General features: G+C 74.1%; 16 protein-coding genes. 15 read left to right on the forward strand and 1 reads right to left on the reverse strand.

Annotation, left to right across the window (positions count from 1 at the left end; all coding sequences use genetic code 11):
- Positions 1 to 4: 4 nt before the first annotated feature.
- The 7 genes from IEZ10_RS28140 to IEZ10_RS28170 all read left to right on the forward strand — a co-directional run bounded on the left by IEZ10_RS28140 (position 5) and on the right by IEZ10_RS28170 (position 7,898).
- Positions 5 to 3,193, forward strand: a complete 3,189-nt coding sequence (locus IEZ10_RS28140) for an AMP-binding protein (RefSeq protein WP_189249547.1) — start codon at positions 5 to 7, stop codon at positions 3,191 to 3,193.
- The gene (locus IEZ10_RS28145) at positions 3,190 to 4,146 is read left to right on the forward strand and encodes an alpha/beta fold hydrolase (protein WP_189249548.1); all 957 of its coding nucleotides are present in this window, start codon (positions 3,190 to 3,192) and stop codon (positions 4,144 to 4,146) included. Before IEZ10_RS28140 ends, IEZ10_RS28145 begins: the two co-directional genes overlap by 4 nt.
- A gap of 365 nt (positions 4,147 to 4,511) precedes the next feature.
- A complete protein-coding gene (locus IEZ10_RS28150; RefSeq protein ID WP_189249549.1) occupies positions 4,512 to 4,922 on the forward strand; it encodes a TOBE domain-containing protein in 411 nt (136 codons plus the stop codon).
- Positions 4,923 to 4,934: 12 nt separating this feature from the next.
- Positions 4,935 to 5,723: a molybdate ABC transporter substrate-binding protein gene (gene modA / locus IEZ10_RS28155; protein ID WP_373287428.1), complete on the forward strand. Its 789-nt coding sequence runs from the start codon at positions 4,935 to 4,937 to the stop codon at positions 5,721 to 5,723.
- Positions 5,724 to 5,827: 104 nt separating this feature from the next.
- Positions 5,828 to 6,589, forward strand: a complete 762-nt coding sequence (locus IEZ10_RS28160; RefSeq protein ID WP_229811749.1) for an ABC transporter permease — start codon at positions 5,828 to 5,830, stop codon at positions 6,587 to 6,589.
- On the forward strand, positions 6,571 to 7,620 hold the full coding sequence (locus IEZ10_RS28165; protein WP_229811725.1) for an ABC transporter ATP-binding protein: 1,050 nt from the start codon (positions 6,571 to 6,573) through the stop codon (positions 7,618 to 7,620). Before IEZ10_RS28160 ends, IEZ10_RS28165 begins: the two co-directional genes overlap by 19 nt.
- Positions 7,617 to 7,898, forward strand: coding sequence for a hypothetical protein (locus tag IEZ10_RS28170; RefSeq protein ID WP_189249552.1), 282 nt, complete (start codon positions 7,617 to 7,619; stop codon positions 7,896 to 7,898). Before IEZ10_RS28165 ends, IEZ10_RS28170 begins: the two co-directional genes overlap by 4 nt.
- Before the next feature lie 43 nt (positions 7,899 to 7,941).
- On the opposite strand, the gene IEZ10_RS40440 is transcribed toward IEZ10_RS28170, so the two are convergent.
- A complete protein-coding gene (locus tag IEZ10_RS40440) occupies positions 7,942 to 8,400 on the reverse strand; it encodes an arginase family protein (protein ID WP_189249553.1) in 459 nt (152 codons plus the stop codon).
- Between the two features lie 223 nt (positions 8,401 to 8,623).
- On the opposite strand from IEZ10_RS40440, the gene IEZ10_RS28180 reads away from it, so the two are divergent.
- The 8 genes from IEZ10_RS28180 to IEZ10_RS28215 all read left to right on the forward strand — a co-directional run bounded on the left by IEZ10_RS28180 (position 8,624) and on the right by IEZ10_RS28215 (position 14,196).
- Complete coding sequence (locus IEZ10_RS28180; RefSeq protein WP_189249554.1) at positions 8,624 to 8,947, forward strand: TcmI family type II polyketide cyclase; 324 nt, start codon at positions 8,624 to 8,626, stop codon at positions 8,945 to 8,947.
- A gap of 29 nt (positions 8,948 to 8,976) precedes the next feature.
- Positions 8,977 to 9,411: a cupin domain-containing protein gene (locus IEZ10_RS28185; RefSeq protein ID WP_189249555.1), complete on the forward strand. Its 435-nt coding sequence runs from the start codon at positions 8,977 to 8,979 to the stop codon at positions 9,409 to 9,411.
- Complete coding sequence (locus IEZ10_RS28190) at positions 9,411 to 10,682, forward strand: beta-ketoacyl-[acyl-carrier-protein] synthase family protein (protein WP_189249556.1); 1,272 nt, start codon at positions 9,411 to 9,413, stop codon at positions 10,680 to 10,682. The genes IEZ10_RS28185 and IEZ10_RS28190 overlap by 1 nt, the downstream gene beginning before the upstream one ends.
- Entirely contained in the window at positions 10,679 to 11,893 is a 1,215-nt protein-coding gene (locus IEZ10_RS28195) for a ketosynthase chain-length factor (protein WP_189249557.1), read from the forward strand. The genes IEZ10_RS28190 and IEZ10_RS28195 overlap by 4 nt, the downstream gene beginning before the upstream one ends.
- Positions 11,894 to 11,998: 105 nt before the next feature.
- Positions 11,999 to 12,265 (forward strand): acyl carrier protein, encoded by a 267-nt coding sequence (locus tag IEZ10_RS28200; protein ID WP_189249558.1) that lies wholly within the window; start codon positions 11,999 to 12,001, stop codon positions 12,263 to 12,265.
- Entirely contained in the window at positions 12,262 to 12,729 is a 468-nt protein-coding gene (locus IEZ10_RS28205) for an SRPBCC family protein (protein ID WP_189249559.1), read from the forward strand. The genes IEZ10_RS28200 and IEZ10_RS28205 overlap by 4 nt, the downstream gene beginning before the upstream one ends.
- Positions 12,726 to 13,247: an anthrone oxygenase family protein gene (locus IEZ10_RS28210; RefSeq protein ID WP_189249560.1), complete on the forward strand. Its 522-nt coding sequence runs from the start codon at positions 12,726 to 12,728 to the stop codon at positions 13,245 to 13,247. The genes IEZ10_RS28205 and IEZ10_RS28210 overlap by 4 nt, the downstream gene beginning before the upstream one ends.
- Positions 13,248 to 13,452: 205 nt before the next feature.
- Complete coding sequence (locus IEZ10_RS28215; protein ID WP_189249561.1) at positions 13,453 to 14,196, forward strand: SDR family NAD(P)-dependent oxidoreductase; 744 nt, start codon at positions 13,453 to 13,455, stop codon at positions 14,194 to 14,196.

The following is a 14,196-nucleotide window of genomic DNA, read 5'->3' on the forward strand; positions in this document are numbered from 1 at the left end:
ACCCATGAAGATTCTGCGGGGGGCCGTGTTGGCCCGTGACGATGTGCGCCGTCTCGACCAGCGGGTGGACCACTGGGCCCGGACCACCCCCGACGCCACCGCCCTGACCTGGCGGGGCACGTCCGTCAGCTACCGGGAGCTGGTCCGCGCCTCCGACACGGTGGCGGCCGGGCTCGCGCGGTCCGGTGTCGGCCGCGGTGACGTCGTGGTGGTGCGGATACCGCGCGGCCCGCTGCTGGTCCAGGCGCTGCTGGCCGTACTGAAGTGCGGCGCCGTCTACGCGGCGGTCGACCCGGACTGGCCGGAGGCCCGCCGCGCCCAGCTCGTCGGCCGGACCCGTGCTCGCTGGTACCTGACCGACGAGCCCGGCGAGGGCGCCCCCGGTGGAGCGACCGCGCTGGACGCCGCCGGGTTGCTCGCCGGGGTGCAGGCCGGCCCGTTCACCCCCGCCGGCGGCGACTTCGACGACCCCTGCTGCGTCTTCCTGACCTCCGGCAGCACCGGCGAGCCCAAGGCGGTGGCGGCCTCGCACAAGGCGATCGTCCGGATCGCGCTGGACCCGGTGCTCGGTTTCGGAGGTGGCACCCGGATGCCGCAGACCGCGCCCTGCCCGTGGGACGCCTTCGCGATGGAGCTGTGGTGCCCGCTGGCTCACGGCGGCACCTCGATGCTGCACGACGGCAGGCACTTCTCGCCGCAGGACGTGCGCGAGGCCGTCTCCGCCGGGGCGACCACCCTGTTCCTGACCACCGCCCTGTTCAACGTGGTCGCCGAGACCGACCCGGGGGCCTTCGCCGGGCTGGAGACGCTCATGGTCGGCGGTGAGCGCGCCACTCCCGGCTGCTTCGCCCGCTGCCGCGCCGAGCACCCGGACCTGCGTCTGCTGCACGTCTACGGGCCGGTCGAGAGCTGCGTCTACACCACCGCGTACCCGGTCACCGGCGACGACTTCGAAGACGGCCCCGGCGGGGACGTGCCGATCGGCCTGCCGGTCACCGGCACCGCCGTGTACCTCCTCGACGAGCGGCTGCGGCCGGTCCCGCCCGGCGGGACCGGTGAGATCGCCGTCTCCGGCGACGGCCTGTCGGCCGGGTACGTCAACGACGAGGAGGCCACCCGGGCGGCCTTCGTGCATCTGGAGCCGGAGGACGGGGACGCCGTGCCGGTGCGGGTCTACCTCACCGGTGACCTGGGCCGCCTGGACGGTGACCGCGGCCTGGTCTTCGCCGGCCGTAAGGACCGGCAGGTGAAGATCCGCGGGGTCCGGGTGGAACCCGCGGAGATCGAGGCGGTCATCGGCCGCGTCTGCGGCGCCGCCCAGGTGGCCGTGGTGCCGCTGCCGTACGGCGAACCCGTCAAGACCCACCTGGCCGCCTGCGTCGGCGGGAACCTCGGTGAGGCCGAGCTGGCCGGGATCAGGCGGGCGCTGCGCGACCACCTGCCGGCGGCGTTCGTGCCCGACCAGCTGTTCTCGGTCACCGAGCTGCCGCTGAACGCCAACGGCAAGACCGACCACGCCGCGCTGGCCGGGCTCGCCGCGCGGCACCGGGCCGAGCGGGCCGCCCGCGCCGCCACCGCCGATGCCGCCGGCTCCGGCGCGGGCGTGGGTGCTGGCGGCTCCGGCGCGGAGGCGGACTCGGTGCTGGTGCGCGACGTGACCGCCATGGCCCAGGAACTGCTCGACGTGCGGCTCGGCCCCGGCGACGACATCTTCGAGCTCGGCGGCACCTCCATCATGGCCATCCAGCTCGCGCACCGGCTCAGCCGGCACGCCTCCGTCAAGGTCAACGCGATGGAGGTCATGCAGGCCGCCACCCCCCGCGCCATCGCCGCGGCCGTCGAGGCCGCCGCGGCCGCGCGGGATTCCTCCGGCGCGGACGCCCGCCGGGCGAGGCGGTCGGCGAAGCCGTCGGCCGAGCGCTGGCTGGCCGGGCTGCCCGTGCCGCAGTGGCGGTTCTGGTACCTGGAGATGATGAACCCCGGCACCGACGACACCCGCTGCCCCTTCGAGTTCCGGCTGAGCGGACCGCTGGACGTCGCCGCGCTGGCCGCCGCGCTGCGCACCGTGGTCGGCCGGCACGAGGCGCTGCGCACCCGCCTGGTGCGGGTCGGGGCGCGGGACGTGCGGGCCGACGTGGTGGCCGCCAGGCACGTGCCCGACCCGCTGACCGTCGGCGCTCCGTGCGAGGAGCGGGTGGCCGAGTGGAAGGTCCGGGAGTTCCTGGCCGGGCCGTTCGACCTGGAGGCCGACATCCCGATCCGGGCGCTGGTCGTCCCGGTCGGCGCGGACGAGCACATCCTGGCGATCTCGGTGCACCACACCGCCTTCGACGGCTGGTCGGCCGGGCTGCTGTGCCGCGACCTGTCGGACGCCTACCGGGCGCACGCCGCGGGCCGGGCCGTCCCCTACCGCGCCCCGCTGCGCTTCGCCGACACCTGGCTCGACCAGGACCTCGGCGAGACCGAGCGGGACCGGGCGGACCTCGCCGCCTGGGGGCGGCGGCTGGTCGGCGTGCCCGACCTGCCGCTGGTCGCCGAGGGCGAGCTGGCCCCGCTCGGCCCGGTGCGGGAGGTGTGGATCGACGTGCCCGACGCGCTGCGGGCCGCCGCCGAACGGGCCGCGGCGCCGCACGGCGGCACGCTCCAGGCGACGCTGCTGGCGGCCTGGGCACGGGCGCTGCGCCGCTTCACCGCCGCCGACGACTTCGCCGTCGGCATCCCCGTCGCGGGCCGTACCACCCCGGCGGCGCAGGATGTGATCGGCTGCTTCGCCTCGGCCGTGGCGGTCCGGTTCACCGGCGGCCACGACACCGACCCGGCGGCCGACATCGCCGCGGCCGCCGAGCAGCTCGGCCAGGCGCTGCGCTTCCAGTTCACCCCGATGGAGCGGCTGTTGCGCGAGGACGCCCCGCGCGACCGCAGCCGCAACCCGTTCTGCCAGGCCGGGTTCGTCGTGCAGAACAACGTCCCGCCCACCCTGGAGTTCGACGGCGTCGCCTGCGCCGAGCGCCGCCACCAGCGCACCGCCTCCAGCTTCGAGGTGACCCTGGAGCTGTGGTGCGGCACCGGGCTGGAGGTGCGGCTGTGGTACCGCGGCGACGTCATCTCCTCCGCCGGCGCCCAGGAGCTGGCCGCGCTGTGGCGCGCGGAGCTGGAGACCCTCGCCGCCGCGCACGCCGTGGTGGCGCGGTGAACGCGACGGCCGGCGCGCCCGGCGCGGAGAAAGCGGCCGGTCACGGTACGGCGGGCAGGGCCGGAACGAACGGTCCCGGCACGGCGGACATGACCGGAGCGACCCGTCCCGGCACGGCGGGCATGACCGGTGCGGCCGGTGTGGCGGGCGGCCGGGCCGAGGTGGGCGGAGCCGTCCTGCCCTACGACGTCCACGGCGAGGACGGCCGCCCCCGGCTGGTGCTGGTCTGCGGCCAGGGCATGACGCGTGCCATGTGGCAGCTCACCGTGGTGCCGGCGCTGGTGGAGGCGGGCCTGCAGGTGCTCTGCTACGACCAGCGCGGCGCCGGTGACTCCTCCGCGCCGCCCGGCCCGTACTCGGTGCCGCGGCTCGCCGAGGATCTGCTCGCGCTGCTGCGGCGTCTCGGCTGGGACCGGACCGGCCTGGCCGGCGTCTCGCTGGGCGGCATGGTGGGGGAGTGCCTCGCGGCGCTGCGGCCCGACGTGGTGACCCGGGCCGCGCTCATCGCCTCCACCTCGGTCCCGACCGCCTTCCAGCGGGCCTACGCCGAGGCGCGCTCGTCGTCGCGCTCCGACGCGGTGAACCGGCTGCTGGAGCTGCTCATCACCGTCTCCGCCGAGGATCTGCGGGACGACACCCCGATGGCGCGCACCGGGCTGTCGTTCATCACCCGCCGGGGCGGCTACCCCGACGGGTTCCACGACCAGGGCCGGGCGGGCGACGAGTGGCTGGTCCGCGCCGACCGCCACGCCCTCTGGGACAAGATCGACGTGCCGTGCCTGCTGATGGCCTTCGAGCACGACCTGCTGCTGCCGCCGGAGGCCGTACGGCAGGCCGCCGGGCTGATCCGCGACGCCCGCTTCGAGATGATCCGTGACGTCGCGCACGCCAACGCCCTGATCAAGGCCACCGACGAGATCGGGGAGATCCTGGCGGACTTCTTCCTCGGCTGAGACCGACATCCCTCGCCCCGCGGCGGGCCGGCCGGAGAGGCCGGCCCGCCGCGGCGGTGTGCCTCCCGTCACGGCCAGGCCGGAGCGGGGACGCCGGTGGTGCCGATGACGGCCCGTTACCGGGAGGATGGGCCGGCAACGGCGGCGGCCTCGACAGCCTCGGTGGCACCGGTGGCGGCGGGCGGGAGCGTGACCGGTGAGACGGTCACGACCACGGACGTGACGGCCCGGCGACACGGAGAACCGGCGTTCGCGACGATCTCACCTGATCTCGCGGATGCAACACCAGATCCGTAGGTTAGGCCGCTGTTGCGGAGGAAGACAGGTATTCAGGCTGGAATGTGCGAGGGGTAAGGTGAGGGGTTGTGATGACGTTTCGGATCAGCGAGGCCGCGGCGCTGCTCGGGGTCAGCGCCGACACCGTCCGCCGGTGGGTGGACGCGGGCCGGCTGCGGGCCGAGCGGGACGAGCACGGCCACCGGCAGGTGAACGGCGCCGACCTGGCCGCCTTCGCCCGCACCCAGGTCGAGTCGGTCGACGACGGCCGCTCCTCGGCGCGTAACCGCTTCCGCGGGATCGTGACCGAGGTGATCAGGGACGCGGTGATGGCACAGGTGGAGATCGCCGCCGGGCCGTTCCGGGTGGTGTCCCTGATGAGCCGCCAGGCCGCCGACGAACTGGGCCTGGAGCCGGGGGTGGTGGCGGTCGCCGTGATCAAGTCCACCAACGTCGTCGTGGAGATCCCCGGCCACGAGCGCGTGGCCAGTCATCCGTGAGGAGCCCCCTTGGTGTTCAGGCGTCTTTCCCGATGGGCCGTGGCCCTGCCCGCCGTACTCGTGCTGGGATTGTCGGGGTGCGGCTCCGGCGGACCGGACGCCTCGACGGCCCCGGCCGCCGGCGCGGGGGCCGGGGAGGTGACGGTGTTCGCGGCGGCGTCACTGACCGGCACCTTCACCGAGCTCGGCAGGACCTTCGAGGCCGCCCACCCGGGCACCACGGTGAAGTTCAACTTCGGCTCCAGCGCGACACTGGCGCAGCAGATCGCCCAGGGCGCCCCGGTGGACGTGTTCGCCGCCGCCAGCCCGGCCACCATGAAGACCGTGACGGACGCGTCCCTGGCGGGCGCGCCGGCCACGTTCGCGCGTAACACGCTGCAGATCGCCGTGCCGAAGGACAACCCGGCCAAGGTGGACGACCTCGCGGACCTGACCGACGCGAAGGTGAAGGTGGCGCTGTGCGCCGAGCAGGTGCCCTGCGGCGCCGCGGCGGTCAAGGCGCTGGACGCGGCCGGGCTCAAGGTCACCCCCGTCACCCTGGAACAGGACGTCAAGGCCACCCTCACCAAGGTCGAGCTGGGCGAGGTGGACGCGGCGCTGGTCTACAGGACCGACGTGATCGCCTCGGCGGGCAAGGTGACCGGCATCGGGTTCCCGGAGGCGGACAAGGCGATCAACGACTATCCGATCGCGACGCTCGCCAAGGCGCCGGCCGGTGATCTGGCCGAGCAGTTCGTGGACCTGGTGCTGTCGCAGCAGGGCAGGGACGTGCTGACCAAGGCCGGCTTCGAGGCGCCCTGATCCGCATGGCCACCACCGAGCACATCAGGCCGGTGAAGCCGCGCCGCGGCTTCACCGGCCGCCCGTCGCCGTCGCCCGGCCGGCTTTCCGGCCGCCTGCCGTGGATGCTCCTGCTGCCCGCGCTGCTCGGGCTGGCGTTCCTGGTACTGCCGCTGGCCGGGCTGCTGATCCGCGCACCGTGGCCGACGCTGCCGCAGCGGCTGGCCGAGCCGCACGTGCTGGAGGCGCTGCGGCTGTCACTGGTGTGCGCCACCGTCGCCACCGCCGCCTGCCTGCTGCTCGGCGTGCCGCTGGCCTGGCTGCTGGCCCGGGTGGAGTTCCCCGGCCGCCGCCTGGTGCGCGCCCTGGTCACCGTACCGCTGGTGCTGCCGCCCGTGGTCGGCGGCGTGGCGCTGCTGCTGGTGCTGGGCCGGCGCGGCCTGATCGGGCAGTGGCTGGAGGCCACGTTCGGCGTCACGCTGCCGTTCACCACCGCCGGCGTGATCGTCGCCGAGGCGTTCGTGGCGATGCCGTTCCTGGTCATCAGCGTCGAGGGCGCGCTGCGCGGCGCGGACCGGCGTTTCGAGGAGGCCGCGGCCACGCTGGGGGCCTCGCGGTGGACCGTGTTCCGCCGCGTCACACTGCCGATGATCGCGCCCGGCGTGGTGGCCGGAGCGGTGCTGTGCTGGGCCCGGGCCCTGGGCGAGTTCGGCGCCACCATCACCTTCGCGGGCAACTTCCCCGGCACCACCCGCACCATGCCGCTGGCGGTCTACCTGGCCCTGGAGACCGAGCCGGAGGCGGCGATCGTGCTCAGCGTGGTCCTGCTGGCCGTCTCCGTCGTCATCCTGGCCAGCCTGCGCGATCGATGGGTGAGCGCGTCATGAGCCTGCGGGCCCGCCTGGTCGTCACCCGGCCCGCCTTCGAGCTGGACCTGACGCTGGAGGTCGCGCCGGGCGAGGTGGTCGCGCTGCTCGGCCCGAACGGCGCGGGCAAGACCACCGCCCTGCGCGCCCTGGCCGGGCTCACCGCCATGACGGCCGCCGGGCGGATCAGCCTGGACGGCCGGGCGCTGCACACCCTGCCCGCCGAGGGGCGGCCGATCGGCGTGGTCTTCCAGGACTACCTGCTCTTCCCGCACCTGACGGCGCTGGACAACGTGGCCTTCGGCCCCCGCTGCCAGGGGTTCTCCAAGACCGAGTCCCGGCGGGTGGCCGCCGAGCTGCTGGAACGCGTCGGCCTGGCCGACCGTGCCGCCGCCAGGCCCCGGGAGCTGTCGGGCGGGCAGGCGCAGCGGGTCGCGCTGGCCCGCGCGCTGGCCGTACGGCCGCGCCTGCTGCTGCTGGACGAGCCGCTGGCCGCCCTCGACGCCCACACCCGGCTGGAGATCCGCTCCCGGCTGCGCCGCCACCTGGCCGACTTCGACGGCGCCACCGTCCTGGTCACCCACGACCCGCTGGACGCCATGGTGCTGGCAGACCGTCTGATCGTCATCGAGAACGGCACGGTCGTCCAGCAGGGCACCCCGGCCGAGGTCGCCCGGCACCCGCGCACCGACTACGTCGCCCGCCTGGTCGGGCTCAACCTGTACCGCGGCGTGGCCGACGGCACGCGGGTCAGGGTCGGCGAACTGCCGCTCAGCACGTCCGAGCGGCTGGACGGGGCGGTGTTCGTCGCGTTCCCGCCCGCCGCCGTCGCCCTCTACCGCTCCCGCCCCGACGGCAGCCCGCGCAACCTGTGGCAGGCCGTCATCGGCGGGGTCGAACGCCACGGCGACAACGTCCGCGTCCACCTCGACGGCCCCGTCACCGCCTTCGCCGACATCACCCCCGCCGCCCTGGCCGACCTCGACCTGACCCCCGGCCTGCGGGTCTGGGCCTCGGTCAAGGCCACCGAGACCCACGCCTACCCGGCATGAACCGCCCCGCGATCTGCCTCGGCGGGCCCTGCCACGGCCTGCTCACCCGGATCGACCAGGACGTCGGCCTGCTGGCCGTGCCGATTCCGCGCCGCTCACCCGACGAGCCGGCGCGCGACGCCGGCTACCGCGTCACCGGTGAACGCGTCCGCTACCACGGGCACGCCGAGCCGTACGTCGTCCTGCACTGGACCGACGAGGACCGCCTAGGAGCCGCCTGCCCCGGCGTGCCCCGGGAACCCGGGGCCGCCCTCGCCGACCGCCACCGGGAACACTGAGACGGCGAAGGCCGCCCTGGGGGTGCCGCCGGAATACCGCCGGTCATCGCACGGCCTTCACGAGCGCCGGGACGAGAGAAGCCAGGATTTCTTCGTCGCGTGGGTCGCCGAGCTGGTATTCGGTGATGCCGAGGCCCGCGACGGTGCTGCGGGCACTGAGGGCTCGGACGGCTGCGAGAAGCGCGTCCGGGGTGACGCCACCGGGTTCGGGAAAGCCGACCGATCCGAACTCGGCGGGGTCGAGGACGTCGAGATCGATGTGGATGTAGACGGCGGGTGCGTGGACGGTCTCCGCAAGCTCGGCCAGTCCGGCGGCCGGAACGTGGGACCGGCCCCTCCCCGCTTGAGCGGGGCGGCTGTGAACATCCCTGAACCTGCGCGGTCTCCGCGGGCCCCGAACGCGTCGACCAACCGGCGCGGTACTCCGGCGGTCACCGCCACCGGCGTTCTGTTGTTCCTCAAGCCTCCTGGTCTGGTAGCAGCCGGAACGCCGGGATCTCAACGATCAGCGACCAAGCCCGCGGCCCGTTTCCGCCGTATTCCGGTGGCCCCCTTGCGCCTGTCACGCCGCCGCGCGGCGACGGCGGTGCCGGGTTCCGACGGCTCGCCAGAGCGGCGCAAGGCATCTTCGATCCGGCCACCACCGGGCGCGGTCAGCATTTGCCCATCAGCTACTTGCGGGTGGCCGGCCGCGAGCGGGCCGGCGGAGCAGAGGAGGCCGCAGATTGTCCCACCGCAAGCTCATCGTGGCCCGGCTGGAGCGGCGGCACACCGAACCGGTCGCCCGGCTGTTCGCCGAGTCGGACGCCACCGAGCTCCCTCACATGCTGGGCGTGACCCGGCGCACCCTGTTCGCCTTCCACGACCTGTACTTCCACCTGGTGGAGACCGACGAGGAGCTGTCGGGGCCGCTGCGCGACGTGCGGAGTCACCCGCTGTTCCGCTCGGTCGACGAGGGCCTCGCCGAGTACGTGCGGCCCTACGACCCCGGCTGGCGCGAGCCCGCCGACGCCATGGCCGCCCCCTTCTACGAGTGGCGGCGCCCGTGAGCGACCACAGAACGACGCGAGGAGGACCCATGACCGAGCCGCCCCGGGCCGCGCCGCGAGCAGTGCGGCTGTGCGACGTCCCGGCCAACCGCCGCCGCGGAGGCGACATCCGCGTCGTGCTCGGCCCGAAGACGGCCGGCGCCACGACGGGCTTCCTGGGCGTGCTGACCCTGCTCGGCGGCGAGTACGTCTCCGAGCACTACCACCCGTACTCGGAGGAGTTCCTCTACGTCGTCCGCGGCGCGGTCACCGTCCGGGTGGACGGCGCCGACACGCCGGTGGCGGCGGGGGAGGGGCTGCTGGTCCCGATCGGCGCCCGGCACCGGGTGACGAACCTCGCCGCCGAACCGGCCGAGGTGGTCTTCCACCTGTGCCCGCTGGCGCCCGAGCCGAGCCTGGGGCACGTCGACACCGAGGAGCTGCCGCACCCGGAGGCGCCGCACCCCGAGATCGCGAGGGTGTGATGGGCCGCCGCAGAGCCGTCATCACCGGCATCGGCGTGGTCGCGCCCGGCGGGGTGGGCGTGGCGCGGTTCTGGGACCTGCTGACCGGCGGGCGCACCGCGACGCGGGCGCTGTCGCTGTTCGACGCGGAGGGTTTCCGGTCCCGCATCGCCGCCGAGTGCGACTTCGACCCCGTGGCCTGCGGCCTGACCGCCGAGGAGGCCGCCACCAAGGACCGCGCCACCCAGTTCGCGCTGGTCAGCGCCGACGAGGCGATCGCCGACAGCGGCCTCGACCTCTCCGCGGCGGACCCGGGGCGCCTCGGGGTCGTCATCGGCAGCGCGGTCGGCTGCACGATGCGGCTGGAGGAGGGCTACCTCGCGGTCAGCGACGGCGGCCGGACCTGGCTGGTGGACGAGTCCAGGGCTTCCGCGCACCTGTACGACTACCTGGTGCCCAGCAGCATCGCCCGCGACGTGGCCTGGCGCTGCGGCGCCGAGGGACCGGTCGCGCTGATCTCCACGGGCTGCACCTCCGGCCTGGACGCGGTCGGGCACGCCGTACAGCTCATCGAGGACGGCAGCGCCGACGTCGTCGTGGCCGGCGCGACGGACGCGCCGATCTCCCCGATCAGCGTGGCCTGCTTCGACGCCATCAAGGCCACTTCGCCCAACAACGACGACCCCGGGCACGCCTCCCGGCCGTTCGACCGCGACCGCGACGGGTTCGTCATCGGCGAGGGCTCGGCGGTGTTCGTCCTGGAGGAGGCCGGGGCGGCCGCCCGGCGCGGCGCGCGCGTCTACAGCGAGATCGCCGGGTTCGCCAGCCGCGGCAACGCCTACCACATGACGGGTCTGCGGCCCGACGGACGGGAGATGGCCGAGGCGATCACCGTGGCGCTACGCCGGGCGGACCTCCGGCCCGAGGACGTGGACTACGTCAACGCCCACGGCTCGGGCACCAAGCAGAACGACCGCCACGAGACCGCCGCGTTCAAGGCGAGCCTGGGCGAGCACGCCTACCGGGTGCCGGTCAGCTCCATCAAGTCCATGGTCGGCCACTCCCTGGGCGCCATCGGCTCGATCGAGATCGCCGCGTGCGCCCTGGCGATCGAGCACGGCGTGGTGCCGCCCACGGCCAACCTGGAGAACGGCGAGGAGGCGTGCGACCTCGACTACGTGCCCAAGGTCGCCCGCAGGCGGCGGGTGGACGTGGCGCTGACCGTCGGCAGCGGGTTCGGCGGCTTCCAGACGGCGATGTTGCTGCGACGACCGGAGCGGCGGGAGACATGAGCACACGAGCACTGGTGACCGGCCTGGGGATCATCGCGCCGAACGGCGTGGGCGCCGAGGCGTACTGGAGCGCCACCCTGGCCGGAAAGAGCGGGATCGACCAGATCAGCGCCTTCGACCCCTCCGGCTACTCCACCACCCTGGCCGGGTCGGTCGAGGAGTTCGCCGCCGCCGAGTTCGTGCCCGGCCGGCTCATCGTCCAGACCGACCGCTGGACCCAGTTCGGGCTGGCGGCGACCACCATGGCGTTGCGTGACGCCGGCGTCGAGGCCGCCGGGATGCCGGAGTACGGCGTCGGCGTGGTCACGGCCAGCTCCTCGGGCGGCAACGAGTTCGGCCAGCGCGAGATCGGGCGGCTGTGGTCGCAGGGGCCCGGCGCCGTCGGCGTCTACCAGTCGATCGCCTGGTTCTACGCCGCCACCACCGGGCAGATCTCGATCAGGGAGAAGGCGCGCGGCCGCTGCGGCGTCGTCGTCTCCGAGCAGGCCGGCGGGCTGGACGCCCTCGGCCAGGCCCGGCGGGTGCTGCGCGAGGACGGCGGCGTCGTCGTCTCCGGCGGCACCGAGGCGCCGCTGTCGCCGTACGCGCTGGTCTGCCAGATCAAGAGCGGCCGCCTGTCGGACGCGCGCAACCCCGACGAGTGCTACCTGCCCTTCGACCGGCGGGCCCGCGGCCACGTGCCGGGCGAGGGCGGCGCGATCCTGGTCGTCGAGACCGCCGAGTCGGCGCGCTCGCGCGCGGCGAACCCCTACGGGGAGATCGCCGGGTACGCCGCGACGTTCGACCCCCGGCCGGGCAGCGGACGGCCCCCGGCGCTGCGCCGGGCCATCGTCCAGGCCCTGGCCGACGCGGGCCGCGCCCCGGAGGAGGTGGACGTCGTCTTCGCCGACGCCGCCGGGGTCCCGGAGCAGGACCGGGCCGAGGCCGAGGCGATCACCGCCGTGTTCGGCCCGCGCGGCGTCCCGGTGACCGCCCCCAAGACCATGACCGGACGGCTGTACGCCGGCGGGTCGGCGCTGGACGCCGCCGCCGCGCTGCTGTCGATCCGGGACGCGGTGATCCCGCCGACGGTCGGCACCGCGCACCTCGACCCCGCCTGCGACATCGACCTGGTGTACGGCGGGCCGCGGGACGCCCGGGTTCGCACGGCGCTGGTGCTGGCGCGCGGCGCGGGCGGCTTCAACTCGGCGATGGTCCTCACCGCGCCCTGAGCCGGTGACGGCCCCATCAGACCCGGCATCCCACACACCTCGGACAGCCCGAACAACCCGAAAAGCCAGAACAGCCCGATCGGCCCGATCGGACAGGAGGAGAAGATGACGCAGTTGACGCTGGACGACCTCAGGGAGTGCATGCTGCTGGCGGTCGGCTACGACGAGTCGATCGACCTGGAGCAGGACATCCTGGACGAGCCCATGGGCGACCTGGGGTTCGACTCGCTGGCCGTGATGAACGTCGCCCGCGAGATCGAGGCGAGGTACCCGGTCAAGGTCCCCGACGAATCCCTCGACGAGACGATGGCCACCCCGCGCCGGACGCTGGAGTACATCAACGGCCTGCTGGAGGAGGGGGTCGCGGCATGAGCGGCCACACCGACAACGAGGTCGTGATCGACGCCCCCCTCGACCTGGTCTGGTCGATGACCAACGACGTGGAGTCCTGGCCGGGGCTGTTCACCGAGTACGCCTCCGCCGAGATCCTGTACCGCGACGGCGACACCGTGCGGTTCCGCCTGACCATGCGCCCCGACGAGCAGGGGAAGGTGTGGAGCTGGGTGTCGGAGCGCACCCCCGACCCGGTGACCCGCACCGTGCGGGCCCGCCGGGTGGAGACCGGGCCGTTCGAGTACATGGACATCCGCTGGGAGTACACCGAGACGCCCGGCGGGGTGCGGATGCGCTGGACCCAGGACTTCCACATGAAGCCCCAGGCGCCCGTCGACGACGAGCGGATGACCGAGCGGATCAACCGCAACAGCGTCCGGGAGATGGGCCGCATCAAGAGCCTGGTCGAGCGGGCGGCCCGGACGGCGAGCCCGGTGTCATGAGCGTCGCCGCGCACGCGGCCGGCGTCCTGGCCGGCACCACCGCCGGCGGTCTCGTCGACGGCGAGACCGTCGCGGCGGTGGCCGTGCTGGCCAACGGCGTCGCCGCCGGGATCATGCTGTCCACCGTCATCGGCATCGCCCCGATGATGCTCAGCCTGCCCTACGGCCGCTACGTCCAGCTCGTGCAGTTCATGTGGCCGCGGTTCGACCCGATCATGCCGATCACCAACGGGGCCACGCTCGTGCTGGACGTGGTGCTGGCCGCGGTGCTGGTCGAGGGCTCCGCCCGGTGGGCCTTCGCCGCCGCGGCGCTGCTGCAGGCGGCCGTCATGGGCGTCTCCGTCACCCGGAACGTCCCGGTCAACCGGATGGTCAGGGCACTGGACCCCGACCGGCAGCCGCGCGACTGGGAGTCCATCGACCCCCGCCGCCGCTGGCGGGCGTGGAACGCCTTCCGCACCTCGCTGGCGCTGCTGGCCTTCCTCGTCAACGTCGTCACGACCTCGCAACTGGCCTGACCGCACCGGCACCACACCGACACCGCATCGGCGCACGACCGCACGACGCATGACGCACGATCGCACGACCGCGCGGCCGGCTCCGGCCGCGCCCGCCGAACGACCCACCGTGCGGACCCCCGTGCGGATCCCCGTACGGATCCCCGTACGGATCCCTGAACGGACCCACCGACCGCACCCGAACGACCGAAGGAGCCGAAGCGCCATGACGGCGAACGCAGGAATCTCACTGGCGGGAAAGAAAGTGCTCGTGACCGGCGGCACGCGGGGCATCGGGCGGGGCGTCGTCCTCGCCCTGGCCCGGGCCGGCGCCGACGTGCTGACCTGCTACCGCAACGAAAGCGAGCACGTCGGGACCCTCGAACGGGAGCTGAAGGCCATCGGCGGCGACCACCACGTGGTGCGCGCCGACGTCGGCAGCCCCGAGGAGATCGACCGCCTCATCGGCGAGTGCCGCACCCGGCTGGGCCGGCTGGACGTGGTGGTCAACAACGCCGGCGTCATCAGCCACGTCCCCTTCGCCGACCTGCCCGTCGAGGAGTGGCACCGGGTGGTGGACACCAACCTCACCGCCGCCTACCTCGTCACGCAGAAGGCGCTGCCGCTGTTCGGCGAGTCGGCCTCGGTGGTCAACGTCGGCTCCCGGGTCGCGACCGTCGGCATCCCGCTGCGCGCCCACTACACCGCCGCCAAGGCGGGCCTGGCCGGGCTGTGCCGCTCGCTGGCCAAGGAGCTGGGCCCGCGCGGGATCAGGGTGAACGTGGTGGCGCCCGGCGTCATCGCCACCGAGGCCGAGCTCTCACCGGAGGTGCTGGCGCGCTATCGGCAGATGACGGCGGTGCGGCGGCTGGGCCGTACCGAGGAGATCGCCAACACGGTGCTGTTCCTGGCCAGCGACCTGGCCGGCTACATCACCGGCGAGACCGTCAACGTCGACGGGGGGATCTGA

The organism is Streptosporangium pseudovulgare, assembly GCF_014648055.1.
Lineage (GTDB): Bacteria > Actinomycetota > Actinomycetes > Streptosporangiales > Streptosporangiaceae > Streptosporangium > Streptosporangium pseudovulgare.

Bases quoted from the DNA above. Each gene is read 5' to 3' on its own strand.
- IEZ10_RS28190 (WP_189249556.1), top strand. From the start codon at position 9,411: ATGGGCCGCCGCAGAGCCGTCATCACCGGCATCGGCGTGGTCGCGCCC.
- IEZ10_RS28165 (WP_229811725.1), top strand. From the start codon at position 6,571: ATGGGTGAGCGCGTCATGAGCCTGCGGGCCCGCCTGGTCGTCACCCGG.
- IEZ10_RS28160 (WP_229811749.1), top strand. From the start codon at position 5,828: ATGCTCCTGCTGCCCGCGCTGCTCGGGCTGGCGTTCCTGGTACTGCCG.
- IEZ10_RS28210 (WP_189249560.1), top strand. From the start codon at position 12,726: ATGAGCGTCGCCGCGCACGCGGCCGGCGTCCTGGCCGGCACCACCGCC.
- IEZ10_RS28205 (WP_189249559.1), top strand. From the start codon at position 12,262: ATGAGCGGCCACACCGACAACGAGGTCGTGATCGACGCCCCCCTCGAC.
- IEZ10_RS28215 (WP_189249561.1), top strand. From the start codon at position 13,453: ATGACGGCGAACGCAGGAATCTCACTGGCGGGAAAGAAAGTGCTCGTG.
- IEZ10_RS28185 (WP_189249555.1), top strand. From the start codon at position 8,977: ATGACCGAGCCGCCCCGGGCCGCGCCGCGAGCAGTGCGGCTGTGCGAC.
- IEZ10_RS28170 (WP_189249552.1), top strand. From the start codon at position 7,617: ATGAACCGCCCCGCGATCTGCCTCGGCGGGCCCTGCCACGGCCTGCTC.
- IEZ10_RS28200 (WP_189249558.1), top strand. From the start codon at position 11,999: ATGACGCAGTTGACGCTGGACGACCTCAGGGAGTGCATGCTGCTGGCG.
- IEZ10_RS28195 (WP_189249557.1), top strand. From the start codon at position 10,679: ATGAGCACACGAGCACTGGTGACCGGCCTGGGGATCATCGCGCCGAAC.
- IEZ10_RS28140 (WP_189249547.1), top strand. From the start codon at position 5: ATGAAGATTCTGCGGGGGGCCGTGTTGGCCCGTGACGATGTGCGCCGT.